General features: G+C 71.8%; 14 protein-coding genes. 1 reads left to right on the forward strand and 13 read right to left on the reverse strand.

Features of this window, described 5'->3' with window-relative positions:
* Nucleotides 1–106: 106 nt before the first annotated feature.
* The 10 genes from T9R20_RS12915 to T9R20_RS12960 all read right to left on the reverse strand — a co-directional run bounded on the left by T9R20_RS12915 (nt 107) and on the right by T9R20_RS12960 (nt 13,610).
* On the reverse strand, nt 107–1,924 hold the full coding sequence (locus T9R20_RS12915; RefSeq protein ID WP_322409713.1) for an ABC transporter ATP-binding protein: 1,818 nt from the start codon (nt 1,922–1,924) through the stop codon (nt 107–109).
* Entirely contained in the window at nt 1,921–3,810 is a 1,890-nt protein-coding gene (locus T9R20_RS12920) for an ABC transporter ATP-binding protein (RefSeq protein WP_322409714.1), read from the reverse strand. The genes T9R20_RS12915 and T9R20_RS12920 overlap by 4 nt, the downstream gene beginning before the upstream one ends.
* Nucleotides 3,811–4,069: 259 nt before the next feature.
* Nucleotides 4,070–4,585 carry a methylated-DNA--[protein]-cysteine S-methyltransferase gene (locus tag T9R20_RS12925; protein ID WP_322409715.1) on the reverse strand — a complete coding sequence of 172 codons (516 nt, stop codon included), beginning with the start codon at nt 4,583–4,585 and terminating at the stop codon, nt 4,070–4,072.
* Nucleotides 4,582–6,189 carry a DNA-3-methyladenine glycosylase 2 family protein gene (locus T9R20_RS12930; protein ID WP_322409716.1) on the reverse strand — a complete coding sequence of 536 codons (1,608 nt, stop codon included), beginning with the start codon at nt 6,187–6,189 and terminating at the stop codon, nt 4,582–4,584. Before T9R20_RS12930 ends, T9R20_RS12925 begins: the two co-directional genes overlap by 4 nt.
* Nucleotides 6,190–6,283: 94 nt before the next feature.
* On the reverse strand, nt 6,284–8,323 hold the full coding sequence (locus T9R20_RS12935) for a hypothetical protein (protein WP_322409717.1): 2,040 nt from the start codon (nt 8,321–8,323) through the stop codon (nt 6,284–6,286).
* Between the two features lie 27 nt (nt 8,324–8,350).
* Entirely contained in the window at nt 8,351–9,433 is a 1,083-nt protein-coding gene (locus T9R20_RS12940; RefSeq protein ID WP_416182911.1) for a glycosidase, read from the reverse strand.
* Between the two features lie 2 nt (nt 9,434–9,435).
* A complete protein-coding gene (locus T9R20_RS12945) occupies nt 9,436–10,275 on the reverse strand; it encodes a carbohydrate ABC transporter permease (RefSeq protein ID WP_322409719.1) in 840 nt (279 codons plus the stop codon).
* Nucleotides 10,272–11,156: a sugar ABC transporter permease gene (locus T9R20_RS12950; protein WP_322412180.1), complete on the reverse strand. Its 885-nt coding sequence runs from the start codon at nt 11,154–11,156 to the stop codon at nt 10,272–10,274. The genes T9R20_RS12945 and T9R20_RS12950 overlap by 4 nt, the downstream gene beginning before the upstream one ends.
* Before the next feature lie 103 nt (nt 11,157–11,259).
* A complete protein-coding gene (locus tag T9R20_RS12955) occupies nt 11,260–12,546 on the reverse strand; it encodes an extracellular solute-binding protein (protein WP_322409720.1) in 1,287 nt (428 codons plus the stop codon).
* A 41-nt stretch (nt 12,547–12,587) separates the two neighbouring features.
* Nucleotides 12,588–13,610 carry a LacI family DNA-binding transcriptional regulator gene (locus T9R20_RS12960; protein WP_322409721.1) on the reverse strand — a complete coding sequence of 341 codons (1,023 nt, stop codon included), beginning with the start codon at nt 13,608–13,610 and terminating at the stop codon, nt 12,588–12,590.
* Nucleotides 13,611–13,883: 273 nt separating this feature from the next.
* On the opposite strand from T9R20_RS12960, the gene T9R20_RS12965 reads away from it, so the two are divergent.
* Complete coding sequence (locus T9R20_RS12965; protein WP_322409722.1) at nt 13,884–15,317, forward strand: NAD(P)/FAD-dependent oxidoreductase; 1,434 nt, start codon at nt 13,884–13,886, stop codon at nt 15,315–15,317.
* Between the two features lie 40 nt (nt 15,318–15,357).
* Here the strand turns inward: T9R20_RS12965 and purH are convergent, their stop codons facing one another.
* From purH to T9R20_RS12980, 3 genes are all read right to left on the reverse strand, one after another.
* Complete coding sequence (purH, locus tag T9R20_RS12970) at nt 15,358–16,962, reverse strand: bifunctional phosphoribosylaminoimidazolecarboxamide formyltransferase/IMP cyclohydrolase (protein ID WP_322409723.1); 1,605 nt, start codon at nt 16,960–16,962, stop codon at nt 15,358–15,360.
* A gap of 62 nt (nt 16,963–17,024) precedes the next feature.
* Entirely contained in the window at nt 17,025–17,651 is a 627-nt protein-coding gene (gene purN / locus T9R20_RS12975) for a phosphoribosylglycinamide formyltransferase (RefSeq protein ID WP_322409724.1), read from the reverse strand.
* Nucleotides 17,652–17,655: 4 nt separating this feature from the next.
* Nucleotides 17,656–19,173 carry a DUF6350 family protein gene (locus tag T9R20_RS12980; protein ID WP_322409725.1) on the reverse strand — a complete coding sequence of 506 codons (1,518 nt, stop codon included), beginning with the start codon at nt 19,171–19,173 and terminating at the stop codon, nt 17,656–17,658.
* Between the last annotated feature and the right edge of the window lie 72 nt (nt 19,174–19,245).

Raw genomic sequence — 19,245 nt, forward strand, 5'->3', positions numbered from 1 at the left:
TGTCGGGCAATCCGCGCGTTGTCGGAGTCCAAAGACCTCGGGCTCCGACGACGGCCCGAATCTCCGACAACTGCGGAGGCTCCCGGTTCGATCCGACCGGCGCGCGTCAGACCAGGGACTCCCGCCACGCCCGGTGCAGCTGGGCGAACTTGCCGTCACCGCTGATCAGCTCGTCGGGGGTGTCGTCCTCGATGATGCGGCCGTGCTCCATCACGAGCACGCGGTCGGCGATCGCGACGGTCGAGAGCCGGTGGGCGATGATGATCGCCGTCCGGTCGGCGAGGAGGGTCTGCAGCGCCTCCTGGATCGCCCGCTCGCTCGGGATGTCGAGCGACGCCGTCGCCTCGTCGAGGATCAGCACCGCGGGGTCGGCGAGGAAGGCGCGGGCGAACGAGATCAGCTGACGCTGCCCGGCCGAGACCCGGCCGCCGCGCTTGTTCACGTCGGTGTCGTACCCGTCGGGAAGCCGCTGGATGAACGCGTCGGCACCGACCGCCCGCGCCGCGGCGCGGATCTGCTCCATGGTGGCGTCGGGCTTGCCGAGGGCGATGTTGTCCGCGACGGTGCCGCTGAACAGATAGGCCTCCTGCGTGACCATCACGATCGCGCGTCGCAGGTCTTTCGGGTGGAGGTTCCGCAGGTCCACCCCGTCCAGCGAGACCGTTCCGATCGTCGGGTCGTAGAACCGCGACACCAGCTTCGCCAGGGTGGACTTCCCCGCCCCGGTCGTGCCGACGAGGGCGACCGTCTGCCCCGCGGGGATGTCCAGCGAGAAGTCGGGCAGGATGACCCGGTCATCTCCGTATCCGAAGGTGACCCCATCGAACCGCACGTGTCCGCGCGCCTGCCACAGGTCGACGGGTCGCTTCGGGTCGGGGACCGTCGGCTCCTCCTCCAGCACGCCCGAGACCTTCTCCAGCGCCGCGACGGCGGACTGGTAGGAGTTGAGGAAGAACGCCACCTCCTGCAGCGGCGAGAAGAAGTTCCGCACGTACAGCACCGCCGACAGCAGGAAGCCGAGCCCCAGCGCCCCGGTCGACACCCGTATGCCGCCCCAGAGCACAACCATCGCGATGGCGACCGAGGCCACCGCCATGAGGCCCGGCTCGAAGGTGCCGAACAGACGGATGGAGCGGATGTTGACGTCGCGGTAGCTGAGCGCCAGCTCGCCGAACTCCTCGTCGTTGCGCTCCTCGCGGCGGAAGGCCTTGACGGCGCGGATCCCGGTCATCGACTCGACGAACTTCACGATCACCGACGCGCTCACGGTGCGCGACTGGCGGTAGACCAGCTGCGAGCGCTTGTAGAACCAGCGCATGAGGAGGAACAGCGGAATCCCCATGACGATGAGGATGACGCCGGACTGCCAGTCGACCAGCAGCAGCGCAATGAGGGTGAACAGCCCGAAGAGGATCCCCGAGACGAGCTCGTTAAGCCCGCCGTCGAGGAGTTCGCGGATGGTGTCGAGGTCGCTCGTCTGACGCGAGATGATGCGCCCCGACGTGTACGACTCATGGAACTCCAAGCTCAGCTTCTGCGTGTGCAGGAAGATGCGCTTGCGGAGGTCGAGCATGACCGCCTGGGTGAGGCGTGCGGCCACGAGGACGTACCAGCCGATGAGGGCCGCCCCGCCGATGCCGCTGACGAGGTAGAGGCCGACGACGACGATGGCGGGCATCCAGTCGTTCTGCTCCACGACCGCGGGCAGGGCGTTGTTGATGCCGAACCCGATCAGAGCGGGACCGGCGACGCGCAGCGCGGTGGAGACGACGAGCACGGCGGCGGCGAGCACGAGCTGCCAGCGCACGGGCGCGATCAACGACCCGAGGAGGCGCAGCGACCGGCGACGGATGGAGCGGCTCTCTTCCCGGGTGTAGTCGGAGCGGTCCTCGCCGCTCGTACCGGTGACGGTGGCGGTGGTCATCGGGTCACCTCCCTCTCGCGGGCATCGATGGATTGATCGTCGTCTCGGATGGTCTTCAGCACACCGGTCGGATTCCGCGCCTCGCGCTCGGCGAGCTCGAGACTGGAGATGACGTGGCGGTAGTGCTCGCTCTGGCGCAGCAGATCCGAGTGCCGGCCGACGGCGGTGATGCGCCCGGCCTCGAGCAGTGCGACGCGGTCGGCGAGCATCACCGTCGAGGGGCGGTGGGCCACCACGAGGGCGGTGGTGTCTTTCAGCACGACGCGGAGCGCGTCTTCCACGAGCGCCTCGGTGTCGACGTCGAGCGCCGACAGCGGGTCATCCAGAACCAGGACGCTCGGGCGCGCCGCCACCGCCCGCGCGAGCGCGAGACGCTGGCGTTGACCGCCCGAGAGGCTCAGCCCCTCCTCGCCGATGATCGTGTCGACGCCGTCGGGAAGGTCGTAGACGAACGACGCCTGCGCGACCCCGAGTGCCTCGTGGAGGATCCGCTCGGCCTCGTCCGAACCCGGCTCGAGGTCTTCGCGTCCGAGCAGGATGTTCTCGCGGACGGACTGCGAGAACAGCGTCGCGTCCTCGAAGGCCATGCCGATGTGACGCCGAAGGTCCTTCAGGGTCAGGTCGCGGACATCCGTCCCGTCCAGCGTCACCCGCCCGCCGGTGACGTCGTAGAGGCGTGTGGGCAGGGTGGTCAGCGTGGTCTTGCCGCTACCGGTGAGACCCACGAGAGCCATGGTCTCCCCCGGCTCGAGGACGAGGTCGATGCCGTCGAGCAGGTCGGCTTCGTGCGCGCCGGAATCCTGGTAGCGGAAGTGCGCGTCTTCGAAGGCCAGCTGCCCGCGGACGTGCGCCAGCTGCACCGGCCGGGCGGGGTCGGTGATGGTGTTCTCATCGTCGAACACCTCGAAGATGCGGTCGGTCGCCGTCCGCGCGTCGAGGGTGAACGAGAACAGGAACCCGATCGACTCCATCGGCCAGCGCAGCACCGTGGTCATCGCGAAGAACGCGATGAGCGCGTCGACCTCGAGCTGACCGGTCGCGGCGAGGTAGATGCCGGTTCCCAGGCACAGCGCGAAGGCGACGTCGGGGAGGATCACCAGCCAGAACCAGATCCACCCGACGGCGCGGGCCTTGCGCAGCTCGGTCTGGCGAAGGGTCTCGGCTTGGCGCGCGAACTTCTGAAGCGCGTGCTTGCCGCGACCGAAGGCCTTCAGGACCCGGATGCCGTGGACGCTCTCCTCCACTGACGTAGCGAGGTCGCCCGCCTGGTCCTGGCTCTGCCGGGCGAGGGTGCCGTAGGACTTCTCGAAGCGGTACCCCGCGTACCACAGCGGTGCGGACACCACGAGGAACACGGTGCCGAGCAGCCAGTGCCAGCGGAACAGCAGGGCGGTGCCGACGAGGATGGTGATGACGTTCACCACGAGGAGCACGAGGCCGAAGGCCATCCAGCGCCGCAGCGTGCTGATGTCCTGCATCATGCGGCTGAGCAGCTGACCCGACTGCCAGCGGTCGTGGAACGCGACCGGGAGGCGCTGCAGGCGCGAGTAGAACGTCTGGCGCAGGTCGTACTCGACCATCGTGGCCGGGGCGAGCACGAACCAGCGACGCAGGTACACCATCGCCGCCTCGGCGAGACCCAGCCCGAGGATCGCGGCGGCGCCCCAGCCGATGAGGCCGAGGTCGCCGGAGCTGATGGGGCCCTGGATGATCGCCTCGAGGACGAGCGGAATGCCCAGGGCGAGGAGGCTGGCGACGAGCGCGACGGACGCCCCCAGCGCGAGACGCGGGAGGACGGGCCGCGCGAACGGCAGCAGCCGCGCGAGCGCGCGCAGCGTGGACGGGTGGGCTTTCGCGGAGGACGCGGGCGGAGCGGAGGAAGTCATGATCCTTGATGGGGCGTGGCGGAGAAGCGCTCACTTGAGGCGAGACGCGGAAGGGTGCGCTGCTCGAACGGAACGCTCGGAGCGCGGCGATTATGCCGGAAGGTGACCCGAAGGGGTGCGAGCTACCGCGCCGTGGGGAGGACGGCGGCGATCTTCGCGACGTGGTCGACCTGATACATGGCATCCTCCAGGGTGCGGGTGATCCGAAGCCGCCGCGGTCGCGACAGCCCTCCAGGATAAACCTGAGAACGCGCTGTGATCAAGAGCCAGTTCCGGCCAGGGCGAAACGGCTCTCGCGGTCGAGCAGCGCCCGCTTGATCTCGAGGCCCCAGGCGAAGCCGCCCAGGCTGCCGTCGGACCGGAGGACGCGGTGGCAGGGGACGAAGAGCGCGGGCGCATTGCGCGCGCAGATCGAGGCGGCGACCCGGATGGCCCGCGGGTTGCCGAGCCGGGCGGCGAACGCGGCGTAGGTGAGCGGCTCCCCCGGCGCGATGGCGCGGAGCGCGTCCCAGCCGGCGCGCTGGAGTGCGGTGCCGTGCTGGCGGACGGGGACGGCGTCGATGGCGGCGGGGTCGCCGGCGTAGTAGGCGGTCACGGCGGCCGCCGCCGCGGTGTCGCCCTCGGCGATCGCGTCGGGGCGGTGGGCGGGGGCGAGCCTGGCGAGGAGGGCGGTGGGGTCGGCCGTCCACCCCGACGCCTCGACGAGGCCGTCGCGCGCGAGGATCGTGAACGGACCGTCGGGGGTGTCGAGCGTCTGGATGGTCGCGGTGCTCATGAGGCGGTCCTCCGGCGGGTCGATGGGGTGACGGATGCAGGATCGGTGGGGCGCAGGGTGACGGGGAGGATCGGTGGGGCGTCCGAGGAGTCGGCCGGCGGGAGGTCGGCCCTCCAGGCGCGGGTCACCGGCGCGGCGTACCAGAAGTGCGCCATCGCGTAGCTGCGCCAGGGCGCGGTGCGCTCACCCCACGCGGTGAAGCTCCGCGGGTCGGCGGGGACGCCGAGCGCGGCCGCGCCCGTGCGGGCGGCCACGTCGCCCGGCAGCAGCACGTCCGGATCGCCGAGTACACGCATGCGGACGTAGTCGGCCGTCCACGGTCCGACTCCCGGGAGGGCGAGCAGCCGCATGCGCTGTTCCGCGCGATCGTCGCCTGGGCCGAGCGCCAGTGAGCCGTCGGCGAGTGCCGCCGCCGCGGCGATGACCGCGCGCACGCGCGCCGCGGGGCCTCGCAGCACCTCGTGCCCGCGCTCGGCGATCACCGGCGGGGAGGGGAACAGCGTCATCCGACCGTCGGGGGTCTCGACCTCGGTGCCGAGCGCGGCGGCGAGCCGGCCCTGCATCGTGCGTGCCGCGGCGACGCTGATCTGCTGCCCGATCATGGCGCGCAGCAGCATCTCGTCGGCGTCGATCGCACCGGGTACCCGCACGCCCGGGATCTCGGCCACCGCGCCCCGGAGCTCGGGGTGCACCGCGAGGGCCTCGTCGACGGCGAGCGGGTCGGCGTCGAGGTCGAACAGCCGCCGCACCCGGGCGATGAGGGTGCTGAGGTCGTGCAGCGACGCCGGTCTGGCGCGCAGACGCAGGCGTCCGGCGTCCTCCCGGACCTCGAACCAGGCCGGCCCGGCAGGCAGCCGCACGACCCGGGCGAAGGATGCCGCGTCGCCGCGTTCCACGCCGGGGATCGCGTGCGCCCTCATCCAGCCGAACAGGCCGGCGGTGTCGATCGGGCCGCGCACCGGAAGGGCGAGATCGATCGTCCCGGGCGCGGGGGCTGCCCCCGCGAGCCGGTGCCTCCGGGCGCGGAGGTCGCGCGGCGGCATCCCGAACACCTCGCCGATCGTGTCGGTGAACTGACGGACGCTCGCGAACCCCGCGGCGAAGGCGACGTCGGCCGAGGACAGATCGGTGCCCACGAGGAGCGCGCGGGCGGTGTGCGCGCGCTGCGCGCGGGCGAGCGCGAGGGGGCCCGCGCCGAGCTCGGCGGTGAGGAGCCGGGTGAGGTGGCGCGGAGAGTAGCCCAGGCGCCGCGCGAGGCCGGGCACCCCTTCGCGGTCGACGACGCCGTCGATGATGAGGCGCATCGCGCGGGCGGCGAGGTCGCCGCGGACATCCCAGGCGGGCGAGCCGGGCGCCGCCTCGGGGAGGCAGCGCTTGCACGCCCGGTACCCCGCCTCGTGCGCGGCGGCCGAGGTGTCGAAGAACGTGACGTTCTGCTCCTTGGGCGTGCGGGCCGGGCAGCTCGGCCGGCAGTAGATGCCGGTCGAGCGCACCGCGGTGACGAACTGCCCGTCGAAGCGCCGGTCGCGCGACTGGATGACGCGGTAGCGCTCGGCGAAGCCCCTCTCGCGGGGCGTCGTGTGCACGGCATCCGGCGTCGTCATGCCCCCAGCCTGTCACGCGCAGCCGGGAGGTTCCGGCGGAAATCGGACACGGGGGTGAGCGCCTCGCGGCGCCCACCCCCGTGGACCTCTGGGCTCAGCCCTCGGCCAGCGCGAACCCGCCGCTCGGCACGACCACGCTCGCCTCGCCCGTCACCGAGGTGGTGCGCACGAGCTCGCCGGACTCGTCGAAGACCCGGATCGTCGAGTCGACTCCATCGGCGCCGAGCATCGCCCGTTGCACACCGGTCGCGGTCGACTGCACGAGCTCGGTGCGTGCACCGTCGCCCTCGAGGACGAGTCGCGACAGCCACGGGCGCACGAGGATCGCGTCGAGCATGAGCTCGCCGCTGAGCGCCTTCACGCTCACCTCGTCGCGATTCGCCGACAGCGGCGCGGTCAGGGCGTACGGCAGCAGAACCCCCGGACTCGGCGAGATGCCCTGCGCGGGGCCGCTCACCTGGAGCTGTCCCCCCGGCCGCCACGTCGACCGGGACGACTCGCCCGGGTCTGACCAGACGACCGGCTCGAGCCAGCGGCGGGTGTCAGCGGCGCCGACGTCCCAGGTCGCCTCCTGGCCCGGCGCGAGCGTCAGCGCGTCGCCCGACCAGCTCGACTCCCCCGTCCACGACTCCGGCGTGGTGACCGTGCCGTCGGTGGCGACGGCGTCCTCGGCCTCGACCACGCGCAGCCCGTCCTGAGCCGTGACGGTGGTCAGCGTGGTGGCGCGCGCCGCGACATCCGGGTGGGCGTCGAGCGCGAGCATCGTCAGCAGGCCGTGGATGGCGCTCTCGGCGCCGCTGTTGCGGTTGATCGAGCCGTCGGGCTGCAGTCCGTCGTAGGTGACCCCGGTCGCGGGGTCGTACATCGGCTCCCCCGCCCGGTTCACGCCGAAGTACCACGCCGCCTGCAGGCCCGCGAGGCCCTCGAGCCCCGCCGATCCCGTGGCATCCGAGACGGCCAGCAGCGACTGCACCCGCGAGTCGACCCCGTAGGCGATCTGCACCCGGTCGGTGGGGCTCGGGAACCAGCCGTTGTCGGCACCCCCGGCGGTCAGGAGCGTCGGGGTGAACACGGCGGCGTCGCCGACGGCCGGCTCGATCAGCGACGGGTCGCCCAGGGCCTCGGATGCCGCGGCGAGCGCCGCGGGCATCTGCGACGCCCACGCGTGCCACATGCTGCGCGACTGCGCCCACGGGAGCACCGCGCCGTACGGCCACGACTTCTCGTCCCCGGCGGACATCGCCGCGATGCCCTCGGCGAGCTTCGCCAGCGCGTCGCGCGCCTCGGGCGCGTCTGGGCCGGCGGCCACGCGCGCCGCGAGTCCGAGCACGGCCTCGGCCGAGGCATCCGCACCGTCGACGATCAGCCACGCCGGAACGCGCAGCCCGTCGGATTCGGTCCACTCGCCGTAGCGCGAGAGCACCTGCCGATCGAGCGCCGCGAGGGCGAGGTCGAGCCGCTCGTCGAGGAACGCCGCGAACGCGGGGTCGACGTCGGCGAACGCCGCGTAGCCCTCGCCGAGCGCCCAGATGGTGCGGGCGAGCCAGTAGCTCGCACCCGAGTCCGACGGGTCGGGCAGCTCGACCGGCTCGGCCGAGGGGTTGAGGGCGCCGTCGGGCTGCATCCACAGCACCACGTTGCCGGCGTTCGGGCCGCTCACGGTCTGCATGTAAGTCAGGCCACGGAGGAGCTCGTACGCCTTGTCGGCGCTCGCCTCCTCACCCGTCTGCGCGAAGTGGCGGAGGTAGACCACCGCGGCTCGCGAGATGTCGTCGGCGTTGTATGCCCCCTGTCCCCAGTACCCGGTCTCGGGGTCGAGGGGTCCGCCGCCGACCCGCTCGAACGTGCCGCCGCCCCGGGCGTCGGCATAGGTCCAGGGCAAGGTCAGGGTCGGCTCCTCCGCGAGGCGGTAGGTGGTGTGGCCTTCGACGCCCGCCGGCGGGGTCGCCTGATCGAGCAGGAAGTCCAGGTGCGACAGGTTCGTCAGCGGAGCGGAGTTGACGGATGCCGCGGGCGCGGCCCCGGCCGGAGCCGGCGCGGAGGCTGCCGCGGGGCTGACGAGCCCCACGGTCAACGCCACCACGGCGGCGCCGGCGACGGCCCAGCGCGCACCCCGTCGTGCGTGCGTGTTCATGTGCTTCTCCTTCTCAGTCGGTCGAGCTCAGTCGGTCGTGGCGTCGGTGCGTTCGAGCAGTGCGACGCCGATCTTCGAATCGGCCATCCCGTAGAAGACGAAGTGGCGCCCGTCGATCTCTTCGATCGCCGTGGGGAAGACGACGTTCGGCACGATGCCGCTGCGCTCGTCGTCGGTCTCGGGCCGAAGCAGCGGCTCGGGGGTACGCGCGATGACCCGGCTCGGGTCGTCGGCGTCGAGCAGCAGCGCGCCGGCGGCGTAGTTGACCTTCTGCTGCTGCGCGAAGGCGTTGTCGATGACACCGGTGACCCCGTGATGGAGCACCAGCCACCCCTCGGGCACGCGCAGCGGCGGCGGGCCGCCGCCGATCTTGACCTCTTCGAAGGGGAACTCCGGCCCCGCGACGAAGCGGTGCTGCTCCCACAGCGCGAGGTTGGCGATGTCTTCGCGCACCGCGTCGAGGGGCACGTAGCTGATCCAGATGGACTGGCGCTCGTCGGTGACCCCGGCCGGCACCCGCACGCCCTGTCCGAGCTTCGTCTCGCCGAGGTCCCACATGGGCCGGTGCAGCACCGCGAGGGCGAGGGTGCCGTCGGGCGCGGTCACGGGCTCCGGGAAGAACACGGTGTCCTTGTTGTGGAAGAGGTTCAGGTCCATATCGAGCGCCTCGTCGTACCGGAAGAGGGCCGGACCCAGGCGCTGCCACTGGCGGAGGTCGGGCGACACGGCCAGCGCCGTCCGCGGCCCGAGCGGGCCGTACGCGACGTAGGTCATGACGTGCAGGCCGAGGGTCTCGATCCAGGTCACCCGGGGGTCCTCGACGCCGGCGTTGTCGGCGCCCCGCTCCCACCCGCGGTCGGGCTCGAGCACCACGCCCTCCCGTTCGACGCCGACCGGCACCCCGCCGTCGATGACGACCCGGGCGAGGCCGACCCGCGAGACGTTGCCCTCGGCGACGAGCCGTGGGAGCAGGTACAGGGTCCCGTCCGGGCCCCGGCCCGAGCCGGGGTTGAGCACCCCCTCGGCCTCCTGGGGGTCGCCGGGGGTCGGTGTCATCACGACGCCGACCCGTGTCATCCGATAGGGAACGGTCTGTACGGAAGTGGTCATGGTCATCCTTTCACTCCGGATCCGAGGTCGTTGCTGGTGAAGTAGCGCTGGAAGACGAGGAACAGCGCCACGGCCGGCGCCGCCAGGACGACGGCGCCCGCGAGGGTCGCGCCGAAGGGGTTGGCGGTGGACGCGGCGATGTTCGACAGGAAGTTCGCCAGCGACACGGCGAGGGGCTGCATCGAGGCCTCCTTGGTGATGAGGAAGGGCCAGAGGAACTCGTTCCACGGTCCGATGAAGGTCAGCAGCACCACCGTCAGTAGCGCCGGCCGCACGAGCGGCAGCGCCACGTTCCACAGCAGCCGCAGCTCGCCGGCGCCGTCGATCCGTGCGGCGTCGAAGAGCTCCTTGGGCAGCTGCAGGAAGTACTGCCGGAAGATGATGACGGCGGTGGAGTTGATGAAGAACGGCAGGATCATGCCGGCGTAGGTGTCGGCGAGGCCGTAGTCGCGCGCGATCATCACGTAGAGCGGGATCATCAGCAGCTGGAATGGGATCACCTGCACCAGCAGCACGAGCGAGAAGGTGGCGCTTCGCCCCCGCCAGTGCAGCACGGCCAGGGCGTACCCGGCGAGCACCCCGAAGACCACGGTGCCGAGGATGACCCCGCCGGTGAAGATGCCGGAGTTCGCCAGGCCCTGCAGCAGATCGATGCGTTCGTTGATCGCGCCGTAGTTGTCGAGGGTGAGGTTGCCGGGAGCGGGGAACGCCCCGCTCGGCGAGGGGTCGACCGTGGTCTGCAGCGATCCGATCACCATGTAGTAGAAGGGGAAGAGGAACGCCAGCGCGCCGAGGCTCAGCACGACGTACATCGCGGCGGAACTGCCGAGTGCGCGTCTCATCGGTCCTCCCCTCCTACCAAGCGGCGCTGGAGCGCCGCGATGATCAGCACGAAGATGATGAGGATGACGCCGATCGCCGCGGCGATGTCGGGGTTCCCCTGCTCGATGCCGCGCTGGTAGATCAGCAGCACCGGCGAGGTGGACGCGCCATTGGGTCCGCCCCCACCGGTGAGCAGGTAGGGCTCGGTGAAGAGGTTGGCCCCGGTGATGGTCGCCAGCAGCACGACGAGGAGGGTGGCGGGCCGCACGCTCGGCACCGTCACGGAGAAGAACTGGCGGATGCGGCCGCCGCCGTCCATCGAGACCGACTCGTAGAGCTCTCTCGGCACGTTCTGCAGTGCGGCGAGGTAGAGCAGGATGTAGAACCCCAAGCCCTTCCACGTCACGAACAGGGCGATCGTCGGCATCGCGAGGGCGGAGTTGATCAGCCACGACGGCTCGGGGGCGAGGGGGCCGAGGAGGTTGTTGACCAGGCCGTTGCCTGAGAAGAGGAAGAGCCACACGGCCACCACGGCCACCGAGGCGGTGACGTAGGGCACGTAGTACGCGACGCGGAAGAACGTCTTCGCGCGGGCGACGCGATCGAGCGCCGTCGCCAGGAGCATCGACAGCGCCACGGTCAGCGGCACGTTGATGATGAGGAAGATCCCCACGTTGCCGAACGAGCGCCAGACGTCGGGGTCGGTGAGGACCGTGACGTAGTTGTCGAATCCGACGAAGGGTCGGTCCACGACCGCCCCGGGCGCGGCGAAGAAGTAGTCGTGGAACGACATCCACACCGCGAAGACGATCGGGTAGGCGAAGACGACGCCGATGAAGATCAGATAGGGCGCGGCGAAGGCGAGGCCCAGCGGGTGCGAACCCAGGATGCGGCGCAGCATCCCCTTCGGTCGATCGGACCCGTCCGCGCCGCGGCGCCCGGGCTCCTCCCGGTCGGGATGCGCCGCAGCGCCCCGACCGGGAGTGCCGGTGGAGACGGTCACGTCAGTCTCCCGCCGCCAGGCCGTCGACCTCGGTCGCGGTGTCGGAGAGGAACGTGGGGATCTCGCCCTCGCCGAAGATGACCGACTCGGAGTAGCCGTCGCGGAACGTCTGCCAGATCTCGACCGAGTTCGGCACGTTCGGCACCTCGACGGTGCGGGATGCCTGGTCGCCGAACTGCTCGTAGGCGGGGTTCGCGGCGAAGTAGTCGGGGTAGGTGCCGGTGAGGTCCTGACGCAGCGGCATCTGTCCGGTCGCCTCGAGCCAGAGTCCGTCCTGCTCCTCACTGGTGGCGAACTTCAGCACGTCCCACGCGGTGCCCTTGTTCTCGCACGCGGTGAACAGCCCCACGTTCTTAGCGTCGCTGAAGGTCCAGGTCTCCTCGGGGGCGGTGCCTCCGGAGGTCGGGACGGGCACCGAGCCCCAGTCCACCGTGTCGCCGTAGACCGAGATCGCCCACGGGCCGACGATCGCCATGGCCGAGTAGCCGTCGGCGAACGCGTCGCCCTGGTACTGCTCCTGACCGGCGAGGCCCTCGGCATAGAGGGTGCGCCAGAAGTCGGCGACCGCTTCGCCCTCGGGGCTGTCGAAGGTCGCGGCGCCGTCCTCGACCAGCTGCGTGCCACCGGTCTCGGCGGCGTAGAGCGGATAGAAGTCGAACCACGACTGGAAGAACTCGCTCGTGGGGGCGGGGTTGATGGCGTACTCGGCCACGCCCGCCTCGCTGAGGGTGCGCGAGGTCTCGAGGAACTCGTCGTAGGTCGACAGCGACGGGTTCTCGGGGTCCAGGCCCGCCTCGGCGAACAGCGCCTTGTTGTAGAAGATCATCACGGGGTTGCTCTTCCAGGGCATCTGGTAGAAGCCGCCGTCCTCCGAGCGGTACTGCTCGGCGAGGTCGCCCGAGCGCTCGGTGATGTAGTCCTCGCCGTCCTCGAAGTCGGTGAGGTCGACCAGGCCCCCCTGGCGCTGGAACTCCGGCACCGCCGCGGGCGAGGTGTTGAAGATGAGGCACGGGGCGTTGCCCGCGGTGATCGCCGCGCTGATGACCTCCTCGCTGGAGGACCCGGCGGGGATCTCCTGCGCGGTGATCTGCTCGTCGGGGTTCTCGGCGTTCCAGGACTCGACCATCTGCTCGGCCCAGGCGATCTCGGCCTCGTTGTTGGAGTACCAGATGGTGATGTCGCCGCGGCTGTCCATGCCGCCGGCGCCGCCGCCGCTGCCTCCGCTGCAGGCGCTGAGAGCGAGGATGGCCGCGGCGGCTCCCGCCACGGGAATGATGCGTCGTCGCATGTTCATCTCCTTGTGCGTGCGGGCCATGCCCGCGGGTGGAATCAGGCGCGGGGCGCGCCGGTGGAGGCGCGAACCACGAGCCGGGGATCGGGAAGGTCGATCGCGTCCGGCGGGGCGCCGGCGATGGCCTCGAGCAGGGCTCGGGCCGCCGCAGCACCCCAGCCGCGGGCGTCGGTGGAGACGCTCGTGATGGCGGGGTGGAGGTGACGGCCGATCTCGGTGTCGTCGAAACCGGTGATCGACAGGTCGCGCGGGACGTCGAGGCCGCGCCGCTGGGCGACCCCGAGACCGGCGATGGCCATGTTGTCGTTGGAGTACACGATCGCTGTCGGCGGTGTCGCGGCATCCAGCAGCTGTTCGGTCGCGCGGGCGCCGTCGGCGGCGCTGAAGTCGGTCTCGACGACGCGGGAACGGATGCGGCGGGCCGCCGCCGCCTCTTCGAACGCCGCCTCGCGATGCCGGCCGTGGAGCATCGAGAAGGGACCGGCCGCGTGGGCGATGTCGGTGTGCCCGAGGTCGGCGAGGTGGTCGACGGCCAGGCGGATGCCCGCCCCGTCGTCGACGGAGATCGAGGTGAAAGGGCTGTCGACGTCGGGGACGCCGAGGGTCACGGCGGCGAGGCCCAGTTCGCCGATGAGCGCGATGCGCTCGTCGCCCGTGCGGAGGTCGGAGAGGATGACGCCGTCCACGCGCTTGTCGGCCGCCAGGCCCCGGTAGGTCTCGGCCTCCTGTCGACCGGGGGTCGCGGCAGCGAGCACCAGCACCTGTCCCGACACCGAGAACTCGTCCTCGACACCGGCGATGAACGACGGGAAGAACGGGTCGGCGGCGATGACGTCGGGGCTGCGGCCGATGACGAGGCCGCACGCGAAGGCGCGGCCGACGCTCAGCGACCGGGCGCGGAGGCTGGGGCTCCAGCCGAGCTCCGCCGCAGCGGAGAGGATGCGCTCGCGCGTGTCGGGGGCGACGCCGGAGCGGCCGTTGAGCGCGAACGAGACGAGGCCCTTGCTGACACCCGCACGGCGCGCGACGTCGGCGATCGTGGGGTGGCCGTGCTGCGTCATTCGTCACCTCTTCGTGTCGTCACCGGGGCTCTAAACCGGTTAAGCATCAACTCTAAAACGGTTTAGGCGGGCGCGCAACCCCTCGGCGCCGACGACGGCGTCGCGGCCGGGTCCGCGCCCGGACTCCGCGCCGGTCGCGAGACCCACTGAATCACTCGGCGTCCACCGTCATCCGGCGGATCGGTGTGGCGTCGGCGCGATTCTGTGAGCGGGAGGGGAACCCGTCGTCCCGCGCGCGCCCGCGCGCGGGCGCGCGGCGTTAGGGTCGGGTCCATGGAAATCATCCGTGAGTACGACGTCGTCGTCATCGGCGCCGGAGCGGTCGGCGAGAACGTGGCCGACCGAGCGGTTCAGGGGGGCATGAAGACCGTCATCGTCGAGGCCGAGCTCGTCGGCGGCGAGTGCTCGTACTGGGCGTGTATGCCGTCGAAGGCGCTGCTGCGGAGCGCGGCGGCGCTCCGAGCAGCCCAGGCGGTGGGTGGCGCGAAGCAGGCTGTGACGGGAGACCTCGACGTCTCCGCGGTGCTCCGCCGCCGCGACGGCATCACCCACGAGTGGAACGACGACTCGCAGGTGCAATGGCTCCAGAAGGCGAGGATCGACCTCGTGCGCGGACACGCACGTTTCGATGGCGAGAAGCGCGTCGTCGTCACCGACGACGAGGGCATCGACACGATCCTCGTCGCCCGGCACGCCGTGGCCGTCTGCACGGGAAGCGCGGCGCTCCTCCCCGACATCCCGGGTCTTCGCGACATCGAGCCGTGGACGAGTCGCGATGCGACCGCGGTCCAGCATCCTCCCGCATCCCTGACCGTCCTCGGCGGTGGAGTCGTGGGCGCCGAGATGGCGACCGCGTACGCCGGTTTCGGCACGACGGTCACCCTCGTGGCCCGCTCGGGGCTCCTCGGGGGCACCGAGCCCTTCGCGGGAGAGATGGTCGAGGAGTCGCTTCGGGGGCTCGGGGTCGACGTGCGGACGAACGTCGACATCACCCGCGCCCGTGCCGCCGACGACGGTCTCGCCGTGCTGGAGCTGTCCGACGGCTCGGAGGTCGCCGCTGAGCGCGTGCTCGTCGCCACCGGCCGCGTGCCGCGCACCACCGACCTCGGCCTCGAGAGCATCGGCCTGGAGTCGGGGAGGTGGCTCGACGTCGACGACACGATGCTCGTGCGCGGCACCGACTGGCTCTACGCCGTCGGAGACGTCAACCATCGCGCTCTTCTCACCCACCAGGGGAAGTACCAGGCGCGCGCCGCGGGCGACGTCATCGCCGCCCGCGCGAAGGGTGCGCCGGTCGACGACGCGCCGTGGGGCGTGCACGTCGCGACGGCCGATCACGCGGCGGTGCCGCAGGTCACCTTCACCGATCCCGAGGTCGCCTCGGTCGGGCTCACCGCCGCGGCGGCCGAGAAGGCGGGGCTGCCGGTGCGGGTCATCGACTACGACCTGTCGTGGGTGGCGGGCGCGTCGACCGTGTCGGACGACTACGTCGGCCGCGCCCGGGCGATCATCGACACCGACCGCGAGGTGCTCGTGGGCGCGACGTTCGTGGGGCCCGATGTCGCCGAGCTGCTCCACTCCGCCACCATCGCCGTCGTCGGCGAAGTGCCGCTGTCCCGCCTGTGGCATGCGGTGCCGTCGTATCCGACGGTCAGCGAGGTGTGGCTCCGATTCCTCGAGGAGTACGGCCGCCCGACGACCGGCTGAGCGCGGGGCGGCATCGCCCCGCGCGCCCCGCGCGTCCCGATCAGTGGAAGAAGTGACGCTCCCCGGTGAAGAACATCGTTACGCCGGCCTCGCGGGCCGCGGCGATGACCTCGTCGTCGCGCACTGACCCGCCCGGCTGCACGATCGCCGAGACGCCGGCGTCGAGGAGCACCCGCGGCCCGTCGGCGAAGGGGAAGAACGCATCGGATGCCGCGACCGAGCCGGTTACGCGCTCGCCCGCCCGTTCGACGGCGAGGCGGCAGGAGTCGACCCGGTTGACCTGTCCCATGCCGATGCCGACGGTGGCAGAGTTCTTCGCCAGCACGATGGCGTTCGACTTCACCGCGCGGCATGCCTTCCAGGCGAAGATGAGGTTCGTCATCTCCTCTTCCGCCGGGCGCTCTCCCGACACCAGCTGCCAGTCCGTCGCGACCGACTCGATGTCGTCGGGGAACCGGTCGGCGTCCTGCAGCAGCAGGCCGCCCGACACCAGGCGCACGTCCATCCGCTCCTGCCGCCAGTCGGCGGGAAGCTGCAGGATGCGCAGGTTCTTCTTGAGCCGGAACACCTCCAGCGCCTCCGGCTCGAAGTCCGGTGCGACGATGACCTCGGTGAAGATGTCGCGCAGGTTCTCGGCCATCTTCAGCGTCACCGTGCGGTTGGCCGCGATCACGCCGCCGAAGGCCGACACCGGGTCGCACTCGTGGGCGCGGAGGTGGGCCGAGGCGATCGGGTCGAGCGCGTTCGGCGCGGTCACGGCGATCCCGCACGGGTTGGCGTGCTTGATGATCGCCACTGCCGGCTTGACCATGTCGAACGCCGCGCGCAGCGCCGCATCGGCGTCGACGTAGTTGTTGTACGACATCTCCTTGCCCTGCAGCTGCGTGGCCTGGGCGATCCCGTGTCCGCCCACGCGGGTGTAGATCGCCGCGCGCTGGTGCGCGTTCTCGCCGTAGCGCAGCGTCGCGAGACGTTCGGCCTTGATCGTCAGGTGCGCCGGCAGGTCTTCCTCGGCGAGCGTCCCCTCGGAGAACCACGCCGCCACCGCGGTGTCGTACGAGGCGGTGTGCGCGAACGCCCGTGCGGCGAGCTCGCGCCGCTGCGTCAGGGTCGTCCCACCGCCGCGGACGGCCTCGATGATCGCGGGGTACGACTCGGGCGACACGACGATCGCGACGTTGGCGTGGTTCTTCGCCGACGCGCGCACCATCGCGGGGCCGCCGATGTCGATCTGCTCGACGACCGCGTCGCCCTCGGCGCCGGAGGCAACGGTCTGGACGAAGGGGTACAGGTTCACCACGACGAGCTCGAACGCGGCAATGCCGAGCTCGGCGAGCTGGCGCTCATGGTCTTCGAGGCGGAGGTCCGCCAGCAGCCCGGCGTGCACCGCCGGGTGAAGGGTCTTCACGCGGCCGTCGAGCGACTCGGGGAAGCCCGTGACCGCCGACACGTCCGTCACCGGGAACCCGGCGTCGCGGATCGTCGCGGCCGTCGATCCGGTCGACACGATCTCGACCCCCGCACCGACGAGGGCCTCGGCGAGCGGCAGCAGATCGGTCTTGTCGCTCACCGACACCAGCGCGCGGCGGATCGGCACGACATCACGGTCGCGGTACAGGGAGGGGTCGTGACTCGGGCCGGCCATGGGTCTCCTTCTCGAGGCGAGCGGGGTTTCGGTGCGAGGGTGCGGGGTGCGGCGAGGTGAGGTCAGGCGGGAGCGGATGTCGGTGACGCGGGCGTCGCGGCTGCGGCGGCAGCCGCGAGGTCGAGCTCGCCCGTCGCGATCCGGCGGACCACGTCGATCATGAGGCGTCTCTCGACGGGCTTGATGCGTTCGTGCAGGCGGTGCTCGTCGTCATCCGGATGGATCGGCACGCGTTCCTGGGCGAGGATCGGTCCGGTGTCGACGCCGGTGTCGACGAGGATGACGCTGGCGCCGGTCTCGGTCGCCCCGGCGGCGAGCGCGTCGCGCACGGCGTGCGCGCCGGGGAACTCGGGGAGGTAGGCGGGGTGGGTGTTGATGATGCGCGGGCTCCAGGCCTCGACGAACCCGGCGGGGAGCAGCCGCATCAGGCCGCTCAGGACGATGAGATCGGGCTGCCAGACCCGCAGCTGCGCGTCGAGCTCCGCGCCCCAGGCATCGCGGTCGGCCGCGCCGCGCCACGGCACGAGGAGGGTCGGCACGCCGAACGTCTCGGCGTGGGCGAACCCGTCGGCCTCGCGGTCGGCCCCGACGGCGATGACGCGTGCCGGGAAGTCGGCGTCGGCTGCGGCCTCGAGGAGCGCCCGGAGATTGGACCCCGCGCCCGAGATCAGGACCGCGACGGTGAGCACCGGCCTAGTCTAGCGGCGACCCTCCGCCGCGCCGGGGGTGGGGGAACAGCGGCTGGGTGTCGGTCTGATCGGGGTCGGGGGCTTCGGCGATATCGCCGGCGCCCGTGCCGGCGCCTGTGTCATGGCGAGCGCGGGTGTCGTCGCGCGCGGCGGCGTCGCCGCGTGCGCCCGTGTCGTCGAGGGTGGCGGATGGTTCGCGGCCGGGCCGGTGATCGTCGGGCGACCTGTCCGCCGCGGCATCCGGTGTCCCGGGGACGGCGTGCGTCGACGGCTCCCCCGCGCGCCCCCGCCCCCCTTCGCTCGAGCTCGCCCGCGCCGAGGGGAGCGCGAGCAGGATCGCCGCCCCCACGAGGACCTCGGCCCCAACGGCGAGACCGACCGCAGCGGGGGCCGGGCCCACCTCTGCGAGCGCTCCGGGTCCGATAGTGCCGCTCGCGAGCAGGGCGAGCAGGGCCGCCGCTCCGCCCGACACGACGGCGACCGCGCCGGCGATGACCGCCCGCAGACCCCACCCGTCGGAGATCACCCGCGGATGGTCGGCGACGAGGTGCGTGCGCACCATCCATCCGGCGAGGGCACCGAGCGCCACGGGCACGAGCGCGAGAAGGAGGAGCCACGACGTGGTGGATTCCGGGATGACCCCCAGCACCGGCACCGGCGGGAGGACCCCCACCTGTGTGCCCGCCGGGGCGACGGTGGTGGCTGAGCCGACGGCGAAGCCGGGCCCGGCGAGGAACGAGGCCGCCCACACGATGAGCGTCGGCAGGTAGGCCAGTTCACCCAGCGCGATGATGCTCGCCCCGAGCAGATCGGCGTTGCTCGCCTGCGACAGCGCGACCACCTGCGGGCCGCGCGCGACCAGCGCGACGGTGAGCAGTGCCGCTCCCGCGCCCACGAACCCGGTGACAACGATCGCCGTACCGCGGGCGGTCTCGGTGACCGCGGCCGGTCCCGATTCGCCGACCCGGCGCTCGAGGGCGTCGCGGGCACGAGCGATGAGCCCGACATCGGCCTCGCGCCACTCGGTGACGACCGCGGCGAGCGCAGCGGGGACGGCGAAGACCAGCGCGGGGAGCGCGATCGCGAGCCCGAGGGGCGCTTCGGCCAGCGCGTTGGCCCCGGTGAGCGCGACTCCGGCGGCAAGGGCGGTGAAGACGACGATGCCCCCGATGAGCCCGCTCTCCCAGGCCTCCGACCGCGACGCGCGGACACCTGTCCGTGCGGCGAGCCCGGCGGTGAGCGCAGCGAGGGCGAGGGGTGCCAGCGAGAGGGAGAAGGATGCCGCGGCCTCGTCGATCCCGGCGGCGGTGAGGTAGATCGGCGGGAGGGTGACCTCCAGCGGCACGAGGTGACCGAGCTGCCACACCGAGGCGGTCGCGGGCCAGAGCGCGGACCAGTCGGCGGCCGCGCCGAAGCCGAAGACCCACAGCAGGGTCGCCGGCGCCAGGATCAGCGCAAGGCCGACCGCCGCCGCGATTGCGGCGTCGACGGCGGCGAGAAGGGCGACCACGAAGCGTTGCATGCCTCATCGACCCTACCCATCCGGCCCGAGGGTGCTGTTCCGCCTCGCCCGGAACCGGCCGCGCCCGAGGAC

Source organism: Microbacterium invictum (assembly GCF_034421375.1).
GTDB lineage: Bacteria > Actinomycetota > Actinomycetes > Actinomycetales > Microbacteriaceae > Microbacterium > Microbacterium invictum_A.